Origin of the sequence: Amedibacterium intestinale (assembly GCF_010537335.1) — a bacterium.
In the GTDB taxonomy this organism is placed as follows: Bacteria; Bacillota_I; Bacilli_A; order Erysipelotrichales; family Erysipelotrichaceae; genus Amedibacterium; species Amedibacterium intestinale.
Window position 1 is genome coordinate 814,729 of record NZ_AP019711.1, and the last position, 15,821, is coordinate 830,549.

The window sequence follows — 15,821 nt, forward strand, 5'->3', positions numbered from 1 at the left end:
TGTTCAACTTGTTCAACTTCTCGACAATATTTTTTAATCTGTTCAAGTGTTCAACTTAAAATGTCGAAAAATAAACGTTTTTCAAGTTGAACACTTGAACACTAAATCACATCACTCAACGCCTACAACTTTAAAATTCTTCAAAAATCACAACAATAAAATTGCGATTTCCGTCAACTACTCGACAATTTAATTGTCACCAACAATCAATTCTTTCGCATACGGCAACGACTCAATCCACTTGCAGAACATCAACCACTCGTCCAATTTATGGGCTTTTCTCGAATGATACATGTTCTTTAAAACCGCATAATTCAATTGGATTGTCCTTCTTTGGTTATAACTTGACGGCAACAACTGTATCATTTGCCACCAATAATCTTTTTTCTTTTCTTCCAAAAATAATTCACGATTATAGTTCAACATTCCAATGACATCATTTAACATGTCAATTGAACCATCGTTCAAATGTTCATGACTAAAATCATCAATCGTAAATTCTTTCGCCTGTATCTTGTGCATTGTGGAACAACTATTTGCAACCGTTCCGACTTTGTATGTGTCAAACTCTTTCCACCAGTACAACGGCGCGACAATGTCCAAAGACACATTTATCATTCTTAAAAACTTCCCGTGGTCATTTCCCGCATTAGATAAATTTTTCATCAACTTCAAATCACTTATGCCAATAACAAAGTCATCAACACCTATGCATTCACAATCTTTGTCATGATGTGAACAATCTTCACAATATACGCAACAACACATTCCACTATCACTTTTATCCCAACTGTTCATTGGATTTCGCATTCCACGAATCGCGGTTTCCCAACCAAATACATCGACATTTTCAATCTTAATCATTTTTCGAACCCCCAATCACAATACACATCAGTCCGAACACAAGTGTTCCACCAATCATTCCACCTAGTAAAATAAAGCCCAAATTACTAAACATTTTTCTTGTCCTCTCTTAATCTTTCAAACACTCTTTTTTCCTTTTTGAAAATCCATTCTTGAATTTCCTTTTCTGAAATATCGAACATGATTTTTAATTGTTCAATACAAATCAGCACGTCCGCCATTTCTTCAATTAAATTGTCTTTTCTTTTTTTATCTTTTGGGTATCTCAAACACTTCGATATTGCTTGAATCAGTTCCGCGCATTCTTCCATTGCGATTCTCGCTTGTGGATATACCCCGTAAAAATCAATAATATTTTTCATGTCAATTTTATTTTCTCCCTTCAAAAAAGAAGAAACTTCGGTCACGGTGTCAAAAATTTTGTCAACGCCTACTATTCGATAATAACAATACGAACCACATGTGTTTTTCGTAATTGTCACGCCGTATGTTTTTTCTAACGACTTTCTTGACGGCATAATTAAAACCCCGTATTGATTGCCATGACAATCAGCCACAAGTCAATCAATGTTGAAAACAAGTATGTCCAAAAACTCCACGTCCCGTCTTTTGGTTGTCCATGCTTAACCAATGCAATTCCCAATGTCATGGCTTGTAACACTAATATTGCTATAAAATAACCATTCATTTTGTTTCTCCTTCCAGTTCCAAGAACTTATCCAAATACCATTTCGCTTTTTTCACGTCCTCAACACCATTTTTGTTCTTCCATCGCCACAAATATTTGAACGCATTGACAATGCAAAATCCCTTCACGGCTTCAACTCCCTGTGTTTGAATCATGGCGTCAATACATTCAATTTCGCCGTCATAATGTGATGGGTGATTGACATTGTCATTGTCTTTTCCATCAATAATGGCAATACATTTGTCAAGTTCATCGTCTGTGAAATTCCATGTGTTTTTATTATCGCAAAACCCCAGTTTATTTAATTTACAACAATCACAACATTCATTTCGTTCGTTGCAAAAATCTTCAAATTTGTTTATTTTTTCTTTTCTCGTCATTCTTTCACTCCTTCACATATATTCCCGTCAATTTACCGTCGATTCTTCTTCGAACCACGGTCAATCCCAATCGTTTATTTATTTCTTTTGAAAAGTTCATCAACGTCATTTCGGTGAATCCGTTTTCTATACAGAACGACCTATAATTTCGATGAACTTCTTTTGTAGGTTCATTCTCGACTTTCGGGTCTTCCTGTAACCACAACAAAATTGGATTGTTCGAAATCTCGTATTCTTTCAATTCCTTTTCGACTTTCTTGGATTCTGTGAATCCTCTATTCTCCAATACTCTTTTCAATCCTTGGATTCCCAATTGAATCAAATATTTCATGACTTGTTCGTCCTTCAACTTCCATGTGATAAACGGGTCATAATCGGGGTCGTCTTTCGTGAATCTTCCGTTGAATGGTATTATGACTAAACGTCTAAGAATCGCCCCAAACCCCTTTGATTTTGTCCGTGGCAAGCTATTCGCCGAAAAGTATAGTTTTGTATATGGATTGAAGAAAAACGCGTCAACGCCCTTGTTTTCTGCCTTCACTTGGTTTCCCGAAACAATCTTTTTGAATGTTGAAATTGCCCGACCTTGCAAGAAATCGTCGCTTATATCATCACCAACGTTTGCAAGTTTCCCCGACAACGTAACAATCGAAAATCGTTCTTCCAGTTCAGCCAAATCAAGCGATGAATAATTGATTTGACCTAATAGATTTTTTAACATGTCAAGGAATGTTGATTTCCCGTTCGCTCCTTCTCCTGTCAAGAAGAACGCCTTTGACAATTCGTTTCGTCTATAAAATGAATATCCAATCGCTTCCTCAAGCAACATTCTAATTGCTTTGTCATTACAAGATAATTTGTTCAATACGTTGTCACATAGTTCACTATAAGCCGTTTCGTCATAGTCCCATGGTATTTTATTAGTGATTATCAAATCGCTTGTAAATGGCTTCAAAACACCTTCCATGATGTCATATACACCGTTGTTAAATGCGATGAATCTTGCGTCCGCTTCAACTACATCGTTACAAATCAATTCAAGATATTTCAGCACTTCGACACGTTGCGCGCTTTTGAGCGTTGGAACATATTTCAACATGATTGATTCAATTTCACGATGTCCCGCAATATACTGTCCGTCACGGTATACATGAAGTTGACCATTGATTCGGCAAATCTTGTCATTATTTTTGAGAAACACCGCAAAATTATTGTGAAGAAATTTCTTCCCGTCATAGAATGTTTCTTCTGGAAATGCTTCGTCACGAATAATCACGTTCAATTCATCTTCAGATAATGGGGAATGTAAAACATATTTGTTAATCAATCGAATACATTCCCTTGATTCTTCTTGTGTGAATCCCGCACTTGTCAACGTCAAGATATAATTGAACAACGCTTGATTGCGTCCCTGTCCTTCCTTCATGTCAAAGAAGTCAATGTTGGAATTTACGGGAACGAACCATTTCGGCAACGTTCCCAATTCCTCACAATCCCATTCAACGAATCGTTCTTCGCCGTTAAATTTAATGATTTCATAACTATTTCGTGAACCAACCTTAATGTCTGCCGTCAATCCAATTGCGATTTTTTTGTGCGTCCCGCATTTGTCAACACCATTGTTTTTAAACAAGAAGTGACGACCGCGTGTCGTTTGATAAACGATACAATCCAATTGCAAGTCTTCGACAATGTCCATCATGATTTCACTTTGATTCATGTCATCAATGTCAACAAGAATGACGTCGTCCGCTAGAATACCCGCGTATTCATCAAGATTCTTGACCTCGTCAAATGTTCTTAATTTCGCGCCATTTTTAAATTTGTCAATACAATTCTTGTCTTTTGTTCGAACAAATCCTTTATACAATCTTTCTAACATTTTTGATTTTCTTCCTTTCTTTTTGATAACATGAATATGAACATTGATATTTCTTATGGGCTTTATAAATGTAGCCCGCTTTATTTATAATCAAAAATTTTCTACCGCATACGGAACATATCTTTTCCGAATCTTTTAAGACTTCTCTCATCACACAACACCCAAGGCATTTTTCAAACATTCGTCAACAAATTTCATTTGAAATTCACTTATTTTACATTCGATTTTAACTATATCGCTTTGTCTTATTGTGAAAATTTGTTCGCAAATAACCATCGAATTATTGTAATCAATGACAACATGGGTCGGTTGCGACAATTTTTTTAATTTGGTCGTCAATGGAACTACCATTGCAAATTCTGAAAATCTATTTCCAATATCGTTTGATACTACTAGGAATGGACGTCTTCCCATTTGGATATGTCCTTTACCGTTTTTATTTTCGGTTTTTAAATATACTACTTGTCCTTTTTCTACCTTCATTTATTACATCACCCCAAAATCTTTCAATCTTTGATTTGCTAAATCTATATACCATTGCTTGTCCAGTTTCGACGGGCACTTCACGCCATTCACTTCATCATTAAATAAAAATGCGTGTTCGGGTGTTCCTTCCAATTTTGCAATTGCTTTTGTTTCCGCGTGAACCTTTGCCAATCCACCATCGCGCTTGTCTTTTGAAGCAAAACAACGAATACATTTTTCATTCAATTCAACCGTGTTGCTATATGTCATAAAGACTTTTTTTCCTTTGCTTTCGAAACGCGTTCCGTATAGCAATTTTGAATATTTACTACTTATTTTTTTGACCTGTTGGAACTCTTTCAGTTCATCACATTCAAGAATCGTTTTTTCAACTGGAATCCCTTTGACCATGAAATCGACCATTGCTTTATTTACAATCGGCAAATCATAATCAAGATTGTTCAGCTTCTTCACGTATGCGCCTTTTGATTTCCAACGTGGCTTTCCTTTTTTGTCATAAAGTTCACCGTCCGGAACAATGACATAATTATTAACGTCCTTTTGATAAACTCGACGATATTCATCGAATTCAAGTGTCAATCCCGTTCTTTGTTCCCATTCATAAGCGATGTCATCAATCAAACTGTATTGTTCATCAGCTTCCTTGTCGTTTTTAGCATTTAATTTGACAAGAATTCCGTCCGTATTTGATTGAATGATTTTACAATGCGGTTCTAACTTTTCTATCAAATCTAATAACAACAATTGACCGTGAACACAAACATTGTTTGCCTGTCTTGGGTCGTACAATGGATTTGACTTCGCTTTCATCGCCCCATACGTTCCATTTATGACGATTTTCAACGGGGCTTGAAGTGGATTTCCTTCATGCTTATAATTCAATCGCAAATCGACAATATTGTTGAATTTTTGAGGATTGCACGACCTAGAATGCAAGTTGTATCGAATCATCAAGTTTGGATATAGCGACGCAACGTCCATCATCAAGAAATATCCTTCGTCACAATATTGTTCCAACGCCCCATGGACACCACCCCAACCGAATTGATGGGGAACGCCCGCAATATCACAAGACAACTTGTGTTTTTCTGATTTCTCATTGCTTGGGTCGATTCTATATTTTCGATTGTTTTTATCTTTGTACCAGTCAACAACGAAATTGTATTTATTGATTCGCATTATATCGGGAAAACAAATGTCAAATTCGTCGTTATACGTTCTTTTGCTTGCGTCCAAAATCTGCGCCGACAATTGAACTTTCGTTTTGTTTATGTTCATCAACGGCATGTTGAACATTTTCAGCAATCCCATTTGTGCTTCAAAATCGTCTTTTCGTTCCAAGAACACTTCAATTGTTTGTTCAACATCATGACGACAATATTTGATTGTTTCGGCAATCTCCGACGCCGTCAATTTCCTGTCAATATCAAATGGAACGCTTGATTCCTTGATGTCGTTTCCCATGAACCCTTCGAATCGTTTCAACCCGCCGTCATTCGCTTGCATGACATCGTAATTGTATAAAGGGAACTTTCTCAAAAGGCTTGAGAACTCCCAACCCACACGATGTTTGACGATTATCCAATCGTTGATTCGCTTTGGGTTAAATCCCGCTAAAATGCCTTTTAAAATGTATTGGTCATAGTGTCGACTATTGAAGCCGACCCATATGTCTTGTTTGTGTTCGCAATATAATTGTTCAAGACGCTTTGTGTCATTTACGATGACATGTTCTTTTTGATTCACAACGTCAATCGCAACGACCAACCAATCATAAGCAAAAACTTCGAAGTCAATCGTAGAATATCATTGACATTCCCGAACCACCTTCTTTCGCGGTGACACTTGAATCAAATATCCTTGATATTCAAAAACTTCACCATTTTTTCTAATTCGATTTTGAAGCCACCCTTTTTTGAATCCAAAGAATGACGCACAATTTTTCATCGAATCAAATTCGTGTTTTATTCCATCTTTTTCGATGACAACTTTTCTTCTTATTTTGCATTGATTTTCTACCAATCCAATTTTTACGGCGTGTTTCAAATTGTCGCTATACGAACACCATTCTAAATTCTCAACACAATTATTTTGCTTGTTCCCGTCAATGTGATTGACACAAGGATAATTGTTTGGATTCGGAATAAATGTTTCCGCAACTAATCGGTGAATCATTACATTTTTATTGATTCCATTTTTTCGCAAACAAACAAATTTGTACCCGTTATGATATTGTCCGCCTTTTAATTTTTTACCACGGAAAAATCTTCCATCTTTTAAATAACGGTTTTCACTGTAAACATTCCCGCGGTCGGTAATCGCATATAAACCGACATAATCTTTGACACTAGAAATCATTATTTACTTTCCTTTCTCGAACAAATAAAGCCACCGCGATGTCATTTCACGATGGCTTTCCCATTTAAAATGGCATTTTAGATGTCAAAAATTTCGTTGATTTTGAATGTATTATATCCTTTTTTGTTTTGGTCATAAGCCAATAAATATTCACATTTACCGTCGATTTCTTCCGCAATGTCCATAATTAAATCGTTATAATGTGCATAATTACCATCAAATTCAACATTCAATTCCGTTCCAAGTGATTTCAAGAATTCATTTACAATGTGAATTTGGAATCCCTGTAAAATTACTTGGTTCATGAATATGATTGAATCCTTGAATTCACCTTCCAAAACCTTGAACCAACATGTGAACATTGGGTCACCTTTTTTTGATTCCTTCAATTCCATTTTGTCAATTTTGACTTCATATTCTCCAAGTGGAACTTCTTTATATTCAAAATTCCCGCCGTTTTCTTCAACTTCCTTAACGTCCTTTGCTAATGCTTCCCCGTCAACTGCTTTGTTCCATTTATCAAAAATACTCATTATTTTTCTTCCCCTTTCATCATTAAATCTCTTAATTTATTCAAACCACTAAATAATGTTTTGATTTCGTTATCAACCTCAACGTCCTGTGATGGTTGAACGTTCAATTCTTCAAATAATACTTTCAATCCTTCTTCAAATACACATTCAATGACTTCGTCTTCGAATTCTTCTTCCTGTTCTTCAACCATGTTCATGAATGTCCTGTGTAATGCTTTTTCATAGCTTGAAGTTTCATTCAATCCTGTAACTTTTGCAAAATCCATAACACTTTGAAGTTTCTTGTCAATTCCTCTTTCTTTTAGTTGTTCAATAATTTTTTTCATTTTCAGTCCCTTGCCTTTCTTGTTCTTCTGCGTGGTCTTTCTTCCACTTGTCTTTCTTCTTCAACTGGTGTTTCTTCAACCTTTTGTTCTTCCTCAACTGGTTCTTCTTCAACCTTATGTTCTCGACGTGGTCTTTCCTGTTTCGGTTCTTCTTCCTTCTTTGGCGTTCCTTTTGACGCAATTTCATATACGTCCATTAGTGCTTCCCAACTTAAAGGAATCTTTGTTTCTGTCAATCCTTTCAAACGACCGCCACCAAACACGAATTCATTTGATTTGAAGTTCAACGTTCTTGTTCCATCATCTTCAACGACCGCACGCGCCACGATGTCGACCATTCCCGCGACTTTGTTTGCGATTGATTCTTGAATGTTCGGCGCAATCTTTGTTATTGTCTGTCCATTCTTTTTCTTGATTTCATTTTGAATTTCGTGCGATACGACAACGATATTTTCATAATCAAGGTTGAAAAGTCGACGTAATGTTGAAAGATATTCAGTCTTGATGATGTCCCAACCTTTACCATATCCCGAATCACTTTCGTGTTCGATTCCCATTTGGTCATATTTGTATAGACGACACATTTCACGAGTGTCTTCAAGTAAATCAACGATGATTGTCTTGAATTCGTTTTTATTCTTTTCGAGTTCTTCAATCGTTTCTTTCAACACTTCCCATGCGAATTTACGACGTGTGACACGTCCTTCTACTGTCACGATGTCCTTGATTGCGATGTATGGCATTGTTACAAACTGAATGTTTCCATCACTGTTCAAGTTTAATGGATTCGGCGCGTCGTCCAACATCGTTGTTTTTCCAGTGAAGGCGTCACCATAAATCCAAATTTTTCTTTTTGTTGCTTTTCCGATTTCACGGCGTTCCGTACTAGGTAAAATCATGTATTCTTCTCCTTTCAAGCAATACTCTTTATACTCACACCAATCGCACAAACGACTTTCATTTTTTTCAAACTTTGTCGTTTCTTCGATTGTTTGAATATCACAATTAAATTGTTCGACTTTCTTTTCGTCATATTCGACTTTGACGATTTTCGGTTCAAGTCCGTCAAGCGTATTTTCAAGTCGTTTTCTAAACTGATATAAATCCTCGCTTTTTTTCTGTTTTATAAACGTTTTTGGAATCATGACATAATATAAGCCATTGACCTTTTTCCCCGTCATACGCTCGAAATAATAGGCGTATAAGTGAAGTTGTGGCGATTCCAAATAGTGTTCTAGGTTATTCGAATATTTGAAGTCATAAATGTTGAATGTCCCGTCTTCCAATTCTTCCAATCCGTCAATGAATCCGTGAAAATCTTCGTGATTGATTTCAAATTCATAAACTAAATTTTTAGGAACAATTTTTTTGACTTTCGGAATCAAATTCGACAATTTTATTGCTTCATTGATTTGTAAATCTGTAATTACATTAAACGAATCATAGTATTCTTTGATAGCTTCTTCGACGGTTGTTTCGATTCCCTTGTGCATTGCTGAACCGATAATCAATGGATTCGACGCGTCATCGCTTGGAATGGTCTTCATTTCTGCAATATATCGCAATTCAAATTTGAACGGGCATGAATTGAAACACTCGACCCGACTATGTGACCACTTCATTCGACTTTCTCCAAATCTTTCAACATACAATACCAACCGTGACCATTTTCACATTTTCCACCCGAATCGTGAAGATATGGATTGTATTCGTCAAAATCAACACAAATGTCATTGCCATTAAAACCAATCACCGTTCCGATTCCAAAATCCTTGTGACGAATCGTGTCATATAGTTCAACTTTTGCTTTCGGCGGTTCATCGGGAATCCTTACTTCTTCAAATTCAACGTCAATTGGTTCGACCAATTCAAACATGCTAGGCGACCAAAAGAATGGCGCTTCATTTAATCTATAATTACCTCTTTTGTTAATGCTTTTTATTGTCAAAACTTCTCCTTTGAAACATTCCATTTCTTCCAAAAAACTTATTTCTTCATACCTTTCGCGTACAACCAAATCGTCTTTTAATTTGACTTTATCGCCGATTTTGAATTTCATTCAAACCACCCCGCTTTGTCAAACAACGCTTGATTCAAACGTACATTCTCGTTGTAACCACGTTTCAACAACTCAATAATATTTTTGAATTCCTCAAACTGATTTGGATATAAAACAATCGCAACACCGCCCGATTCCCTTATTTTCTTTACATTCCACAATTGAAGTTCACTTGGTTTTCCTTTTTGGGCTTTTAGTTCGATTCCCAAAAATACACCGTTGCAACAAACCAGTAAATCGGGAACGCCCGACCTTTGGACACCGTTCGACCATGTTTTCAGCACCCAACAATTTTGTTGTTTCAAAAATTCTTTGACACGTTTTTCGAAATTCTTTTCACTTGCCATTAGAAACATTCTTCCTTTATTGTTTTGACCAAATCTTTTGTCGAATGATATGATAAATAAATCAACATAGGAAATAACGAAACAAGTGTTTCACCGCCAAAACCGAATGATTCACGATACTGATTCGCCCATACGATGAACAACGGTGTTGCTAATAACAACAAAATTGTTGACCATTTAACAATTTTCATGTCAAACCACCGTCACTTTCAAATAGGCTTTACGTTTGGTTTCTTTTTCGTAATCTTTTGATAAAACAGAATACAAATCGGGTTCTTTTTCCTTGAATTTCTTCATATCGAAACTTTTTGACACCGTTTCGGGAACAAGCGTGATTTTTAAATATTCATTTTCCATTTTGTCAATGTTTGATTTTGACATATTTTGTTCGATTTTTTCTTTTAGTTCTTTTTCCTGTTTTTCAATTCTCTTTTTTTCTTCGAGAATGAAATATAATTCATCTAGTTCTTTCATTTTCTTTTCTCCTTGAACAATTCGTCCGTGTAATCAACACCACTTTCAACCGCTTTGTATATGTCTTTTTCAATGGTGTTTTTGGTAATCAGTCGGTAATAGAAACACGGTTTTTCCTGTCCGATTCTGTGAATTCGCTTCAATGATTGCATGTAATCTTCACATTTTTCCGTCGGTGAAAAATATATGATTTTGTTTGCTTTCTGCAAGTTCAAACCTTTTGCACCCGCTTGATATTGAACGAACGTGACTGAATTGTCCCATTCTTCATATGCTCTTAAATCTTTTGTTTTTCCGTTAACGATAGAAAATGGACGTTTAAAACTTTCGTCATACATCATATTGACCATTGGTTCTAATTCTTCATTGAAGTTATAGAAAACTATCAATCTATCGTTTGTCGATTCGACCAAATCATAAAACGATTGAAACTTATTGTCGTTATATTGTGAAGCAATCATTCTTTCATATAACCGCTTTGTTAAAGTTGTATCTCCGACAAGTTCTTTGTCACCAATTGTCACGATGGAATCTTTCACGAATCGTTTATACTCTCTAGGGGCTTTGCAATAGATATCTATGACGTTTTGTTGTGGTAAGTCGAAACATTCATCGGTCTTCATGAAAACCGCTCCATAACGCCTTAATTTGGCTTTTAAACGGTCAACGTTTTTGTACGGCTTTTCTTTATCAACGATTTTATGTTTGAATTCGCCAACTTCAATCGTTTTCCAATTCACATATTGTTTGTTATACAAACTTTCTTTGATTTCCCAACCCAACAAATGAATTTGTGACCATAGATTTTCATATTTCCCCGAACATGGCGTCCCGCTCAACAATATGACGTTTTGTGGTTTTAGCTTTAAAATGAATTTAGATTGTTTCGCCTTGCGATTTTGAATCAATGATGATTCATCCAACATCAACGTGAAATTCTCTAATTTGAGAAGTTCTTTACGTCGCCATGCCAATTCGTAATTTATAAATCCTACTATTTTCGCTTGACCTTGACTTGTGACGTCGATGAAATATTCAAATTCTTTTTTGTTCGTCAAGTTGTTAAAAATATAACCTTGATTCGAATAATACGTTTCGAAATGTTCGAACCAATCGTCAATTTTTGATTTTTGACAAATGACAAGATTCACATCGGCGTCTAATTCGTGCATTTTTTCGCTTCCTACGAACGTTTTTCCCAAGCCCATATCTAAATAATAGGCAACTCGATTTTGTCCGCTAGTGGCTTGTAACGCCTGTTTTTGGTGTGGAAACAACTTCACCTATGTTCACCACCTTTTCCGCATATCGTTCGCAAGCCCTTTTTATCAATTCATGATTTGGCTTACCATGAATTCGAACGATTGCTTTTTCTGTTTTATATTCTTTCACTGGCATTTCTCCTTTAATGTCATTTTAAATGGCATTACTCTTCAAAAAATAAAGTCCAATCGACTTCGAGAACTTCACCAAGTTTTTTCGCCAACTCGATTGACGGTTTTGACAATCCGCATTCGATATTTGAAATCGTTTGTCGAATGACATCACATTTCGTCGCCAATTCCTGTTGTGAAAAGCCTTTTGACGTTCTCAACTCTTTTAAATCAATCAATCCTTTTCACTCCCTTCGAAAATCACAATGACATTATAAATGGCATTTTATAAAATGTCAATGGCTTTTTTGCCATTTTTAATGGACAAAAATAAAAACCGCCATTTTTGGCGGTCTTTGATGAATAAAAACCCTATTTAATAGGCTTTTTGTTGACATCTATCATAATGGTTATTATTTATAATAACCCACTATCGTAGGGTTGCACAGTCTTGTTTCTATCTTTATTATAAAGAAAACAAGCACTAATTTCAACATTTATTCTGCATTCTTGTATAAAGGATACTTAATATGAACGGGATAATTGTAAACATCGCAATACCATATAACAGCATATTATAACCTAATATCTTGCTTAAATAAGAAGTTATAATTGGTGTAAAAAACATACTTCCTCCAACAAATATCGCCATTGCAAACATTTGAGCTGTATTAAACAATTCTTTTTTTGTTACGCTTTGAAATAAAAATTTACTAGACAGCATGATTAAGGGCAGTGTTACAAGCTGTAAAGAAGAAACAAAAATCAAATACATTGGTTTTTGTACAAATGCATACAGGAAAAACTTTATCGCATAAAAAACAATACCTGCTTTTAATAAGATTTCTGGTTTCCATTTCTTTAAAATTTTTTCTGCCATCAGAAACAAAGGGACTTCCATAAAAGACTGTACTGCCCACTTCCATCCTACCTGTGTATTATTTCCGCCAATTTGAAGCATTTTATCTACTACAACGTACTGATCCGCAGTACCAATCATATAAATTAATAAAAATATACATACCAGTAACATATATTTTTTATTCATTATAAGTTCTTTTATATCTTTCCCATTTACTTTTTTATTCTGCTTATTTATATCTTTGATTCGATATACAAGGAAAAAGACACCAAGTGCAATACATAGATACACAAACAGCAAAGCTTGATAACCAAAAGGCTTAATCAAAAATCCTGCAATAGTGGAAAAAGCAGCTAATCCCAATGCCCCAGAAGCACGAAGTCTTCCATAATTATTTTGGTCAATTTGAAGCATCCATGTTTCATTTAAACCCATGATCACTCTAACCATTCCACCACTTAATCCAACTGCCAGCAAGTATAGAAAAAAGCTTTTCTCTGGAAACAAAAACAACAGAATACTTCCTAATGTAAGCAAAACATAAGAAATAACATAAACAGGTCTTAACTTTTGTATATGATCGCAAATATACCCCGCCAATATTTGTCCTAGAACTGCCACAAATGCACTTCCTGATAATAAAAAACCTCTATCTACTACAGAAAATCCTGCATTTTTTAAAAAAGGGACAATCTGTGTATTAACCATAGAAATACCTGCAAAAGACAAAAAATTTAAAAGATAACATACAAGTGTTTCCTTTTTCTTCATTTTAAATATCACTCCTGTTTTTAGTATGTTCACCCTTTTATGATTTAGTATCATTCGCTATAATATAATAAGATAGAAAGAAGGGTATATTTATGAAACAGGAAATTGAACATTATACAAATCGTGCTGGTGGAAAAGGAACCATGCATATTGAACGTTTATTAACACCAAAAGAAATGGGAAGTCATGTGAAAATGTATGCACGTGTAACGATTGATGTAAATTCTTCTTTGGGTTATCATAAGCATGAAGATGATACAGAAGTTTATTACATTTTAGAGGGACATGCATTATACAATGACAATGGTATGGAACGTGAACTAAAGCCAGGTGATGTTACCTGCACACCTAATGGTAAATCACACGGTATAAAAAACATTGGCAATGAACCTTTGGTATTCATGGCATTAATACTGTTAAAATAGAAGTTAAAAAGGAACGGTTTTTTCGTTCCTTTTAGTTTATCATCCCTCCTTTACATATACATGTAAACAATTCAATGCCTGTATCTTTGCCTTTCTATATCCTCTTTTTTCATAAAAAGACTCTTTTCTCTTAGCAGGCGTTAACATGATTCTGTTAACGTCCTCCATATCTTTTTCAGCAGCTTCTAAAAGCTTAGAGCCAAATCCTTGTTTCCTCATACTTTTAGAAATCCAAAACTCTCTAATAAAACCTATTGTTTCAAAAAAGAACCAGTTTTTCAGTTCATCTTTTCGATATATTATAAATCCATATATCTTTCCATCTTCCATTAAAACCTTTGCGACATCTCTTTCATCTGCGTTCATGTCTTTAAACAAAGCATCCCAATCTTCTACATGAACCTGTATTTCCTCAAAATATTTCTTAAATACCTGACAAAAAACACAATCCTCAAAATTATTAAAATTTGTAATTTCCATGATTTCCTCTTTTCTGATTATTTTTCATATCACAAAGAAGGATCAAATAATCAAAAATCTACTCCTTTGGCATATACGATTTTTACTAATTTCATACAATACCACCTCACTTCTAAAACCATTATAAGTCGATTTAAACATCTTCTCAACAGCATTTCCTAAAAAAAAACAGAAGATATACGAATAAGACGAAATCTTCTGTTATATACTATTATTCAATTATTTTATAAATTAACGGTTTTTCATCAACCTTATTTTTACTAAACACAAAGGAATCATAAAAATCCTTTAACCAGTCTTCATCAAGATTTTGTTTTGTGTGTACACTGGCAAGACTCTCTCCTTTTTGGACATAATCGCCATCTTTTTTATGAAGAACGATCCCAACAGAAGGATCTACTACATCTTCTTTTATCATACGTCCTGCTCCTAAACGCATAGCCAATAAACCAAGCTGTAAAGCATGCAGTTCTTTAACGTATCCTTCTTCCTTCGATGTTATTTCAATAACATGTTCTGCCTGTGGCAATAATTCAGGATGATAGATTTGTTCTACATCACCATGCTGCGCTTTTACCATCTCTACCAATTTTTCATAGGCCTTTCCATTTTGCAAAGTTTCTTTAAGCATCGCTCTTGCCTGCTCTTTGCTGGAAGCAGCTTTTGCCTGTAAAAGCATGATAGAACCAGCTTCTAAGCACAATTCAACAAAATCCTTTGGACCCTTTCCTTGTAAAGTAGCAATAGCTTCTTTTACTTCCAGTGCATTTCCAATTGCATTGCCTAACGGCTGGTTCATATTGGAGATGATAACTCGTACATCTTTATGGAAATATTTCCCAATAGAAATCATACAATTTGCAAGTTCCTCTGCTTTTTCACTTGTCTCCATAAATGCACCTTCACCAAATTTCACATCCAGCAAAATCGTGTCTGCACCAGACGCCAGTTTTTTTGACATAATACTGGATGCAATCAAAGGTATGGAATTCACAGTAGCAGTCACATCACGAAGTGCATATAATTTTTTATCTGCAGGAACTAAGCTTTTTGTTTGTCCAATGATTGCTAAACCGATATCATTTACCTGTTTAAAAAATTCTTCTTCTGATAGATTCACCTGAAACCCAGAAATGCTTTCTGCTTTATCCAGTGTGCCTCCTGTATGACCTAGACCTCTGCCACTCATCTTCGCAACTTTCACTCCGCATGCCGCAACCATTGGCGCTAAAGAAAGGCTTGTTTTATCTCCAACACCACCTGTCGAATGTTTATCACACTTTACACCTTTAATAGCAGACAAATCCATAACATCGCCACTATACAGCATTTCTTCACAAAGCCATGCAGTTTCCTGTTCATTCATTCCCTGAAAACAAATAGCCATCAACAATGCACTAACCTGATAATCCGGTATTTCTTCTTTTACATAACCGTCAATAAAGAAATGAATTTCTTCTTTTGAAAGAGCTTGTCCCTCTTTCTTTTTTTCGATGATATCTACAAAGCGCAT

The 15,821-nt window shown here is 35.3% G+C and carries 22 protein-coding genes; 1 reads left to right on the forward strand and 21 read right to left on the reverse strand.

The genetic code is table 11. From position 1 onward, the window contains the following. Positions 1-189: 189 nt before the first annotated feature. The 19 genes from A9CBEGH2_RS04160 to A9CBEGH2_RS04250 all read right to left on the reverse strand — a co-directional run bounded on the left by A9CBEGH2_RS04160 (position 190) and on the right by A9CBEGH2_RS04250 (position 13,403). The gene (locus tag A9CBEGH2_RS04160; protein WP_163104330.1) at positions 190-864 is read right to left on the reverse strand and encodes a hypothetical protein; all 675 of its coding nucleotides are present in this window, start codon (positions 862-864) and stop codon (positions 190-192) included. 86 nt (positions 865-950) lie between these two features. Next, complete coding sequence (locus tag A9CBEGH2_RS04165; protein ID WP_163104332.1) at positions 951-1,226, reverse strand: MazG nucleotide pyrophosphohydrolase domain-containing protein; 276 nt, start codon at positions 1,224-1,226, stop codon at positions 951-953. Between the two features lie 158 nt (positions 1,227-1,384). After that, on the reverse strand, positions 1,385-1,552 hold the full coding sequence (locus tag A9CBEGH2_RS04170; RefSeq protein ID WP_163104334.1) for a hypothetical protein: 168 nt from the start codon (positions 1,550-1,552) through the stop codon (positions 1,385-1,387). Then, positions 1,549-1,932, reverse strand: a complete 384-nt coding sequence (locus tag A9CBEGH2_RS04175; RefSeq protein ID WP_163104336.1) for a DUF3310 domain-containing protein — start codon at positions 1,930-1,932, stop codon at positions 1,549-1,551. The genes A9CBEGH2_RS04170 and A9CBEGH2_RS04175 overlap by 4 nt, the downstream gene beginning before the upstream one ends. A 4-nt stretch (positions 1,933-1,936) precedes the next feature. Beyond that, complete coding sequence (locus A9CBEGH2_RS04180; RefSeq protein WP_163104338.1) at positions 1,937-3,814, reverse strand: phage/plasmid primase, P4 family; 1,878 nt, start codon at positions 3,812-3,814, stop codon at positions 1,937-1,939. A 150-nt stretch (positions 3,815-3,964) separates the two neighbouring features. Next, positions 3,965-4,297, reverse strand: a complete 333-nt coding sequence (locus tag A9CBEGH2_RS04185) for a type II toxin-antitoxin system PemK/MazF family toxin (RefSeq protein WP_163104340.1) — start codon at positions 4,295-4,297, stop codon at positions 3,965-3,967. A gap of 3 nt (positions 4,298-4,300) precedes the next feature. Next, positions 4,301-5,713 (reverse strand): hypothetical protein, encoded by a 1,413-nt coding sequence (locus A9CBEGH2_RS04190; protein WP_197739444.1) that lies wholly within the window; start codon positions 5,711-5,713, stop codon positions 4,301-4,303. 393 nt (positions 5,714-6,106) lie between these two features. After that, positions 6,107-6,658 (reverse strand): HNH endonuclease, encoded by a 552-nt coding sequence (locus A9CBEGH2_RS04195; protein WP_163104343.1) that lies wholly within the window; start codon positions 6,656-6,658, stop codon positions 6,107-6,109. Between the two features lie 77 nt (positions 6,659-6,735). Continuing rightward, positions 6,736-7,191, reverse strand: coding sequence for a DUF669 domain-containing protein (locus A9CBEGH2_RS04200; RefSeq protein ID WP_163104345.1), 456 nt, complete (start codon positions 7,189-7,191; stop codon positions 6,736-6,738). Continuing rightward, positions 7,191-7,517 carry a hypothetical protein gene (locus tag A9CBEGH2_RS04205; RefSeq protein WP_163104347.1) on the reverse strand — a complete coding sequence of 109 codons (327 nt, stop codon included), beginning with the start codon at positions 7,515-7,517 and terminating at the stop codon, positions 7,191-7,193. The genes A9CBEGH2_RS04200 and A9CBEGH2_RS04205 overlap by 1 nt, the downstream gene beginning before the upstream one ends. Before the next feature lie 2 nt (positions 7,518-7,519). Further along, complete coding sequence (locus A9CBEGH2_RS04210) at positions 7,520-9,139, reverse strand: AAA family ATPase (RefSeq protein ID WP_163104349.1); 1,620 nt, start codon at positions 9,137-9,139, stop codon at positions 7,520-7,522. After that, on the reverse strand, positions 9,136-9,576 hold the full coding sequence (locus A9CBEGH2_RS04215; RefSeq protein WP_163104351.1) for a hypothetical protein: 441 nt from the start codon (positions 9,574-9,576) through the stop codon (positions 9,136-9,138). Before A9CBEGH2_RS04215 ends, A9CBEGH2_RS04210 begins: the two co-directional genes overlap by 4 nt. Continuing rightward, positions 9,573-9,923: a VRR-NUC domain-containing protein gene (locus tag A9CBEGH2_RS04220; RefSeq protein ID WP_178085855.1), complete on the reverse strand. Its 351-nt coding sequence runs from the start codon at positions 9,921-9,923 to the stop codon at positions 9,573-9,575. The genes A9CBEGH2_RS04215 and A9CBEGH2_RS04220 overlap by 4 nt, the downstream gene beginning before the upstream one ends. Continuing rightward, entirely contained in the window at positions 9,923-10,114 is a 192-nt protein-coding gene (locus A9CBEGH2_RS04225; RefSeq protein WP_163104353.1) for a hypothetical protein, read from the reverse strand. The genes A9CBEGH2_RS04220 and A9CBEGH2_RS04225 overlap by 1 nt, the downstream gene beginning before the upstream one ends. A 1-nt stretch (position 10,115) precedes the next feature. Continuing rightward, positions 10,116-10,397 (reverse strand): hypothetical protein, encoded by a 282-nt coding sequence (locus A9CBEGH2_RS04230; protein WP_163104355.1) that lies wholly within the window; start codon positions 10,395-10,397, stop codon positions 10,116-10,118. Then, complete coding sequence (locus A9CBEGH2_RS04235; protein WP_178085856.1) at positions 10,394-11,680, reverse strand: SNF2-related protein; 1,287 nt, start codon at positions 11,678-11,680, stop codon at positions 10,394-10,396. Before A9CBEGH2_RS04235 ends, A9CBEGH2_RS04230 begins: the two co-directional genes overlap by 4 nt. After that, positions 11,637-11,789 (reverse strand): hypothetical protein, encoded by a 153-nt coding sequence (locus A9CBEGH2_RS04240; protein WP_163104357.1) that lies wholly within the window; start codon positions 11,787-11,789, stop codon positions 11,637-11,639. Before A9CBEGH2_RS04240 ends, A9CBEGH2_RS04235 begins: the two co-directional genes overlap by 44 nt. 34 nt (positions 11,790-11,823) lie before the next feature. Further along, entirely contained in the window at positions 11,824-12,009 is a 186-nt protein-coding gene (locus tag A9CBEGH2_RS04245; protein ID WP_163104359.1) for a helix-turn-helix transcriptional regulator, read from the reverse strand. Positions 12,010-12,260: 251 nt separating this feature from the next. Next, a complete protein-coding gene (locus tag A9CBEGH2_RS04250) occupies positions 12,261-13,403 on the reverse strand; it encodes an MFS transporter (protein ID WP_118361300.1) in 1,143 nt (380 codons plus the stop codon). 92 nt (positions 13,404-13,495) lie between these two features. On the opposite strand from A9CBEGH2_RS04250, the gene A9CBEGH2_RS04255 reads away from it, so the two are divergent. Then, entirely contained in the window at positions 13,496-13,828 is a 333-nt protein-coding gene (locus tag A9CBEGH2_RS04255; protein ID WP_118361302.1) for a cupin domain-containing protein, read from the forward strand. Positions 13,829-13,867: 39 nt separating this feature from the next. On the opposite strand, the gene A9CBEGH2_RS04260 is transcribed toward A9CBEGH2_RS04255, so the two are convergent. After that, entirely contained in the window at positions 13,868-14,308 is a 441-nt protein-coding gene (locus tag A9CBEGH2_RS04260; protein ID WP_118277128.1) for a GNAT family N-acetyltransferase, read from the reverse strand. Between the two features lie 211 nt (positions 14,309-14,519). After that, positions 14,520-15,821 carry a pyrimidine-nucleoside phosphorylase gene (locus A9CBEGH2_RS04265; protein WP_118277127.1) on the reverse strand — a complete coding sequence of 434 codons (1,302 nt, stop codon included), beginning with the start codon at positions 15,819-15,821 and terminating at the stop codon, positions 14,520-14,522.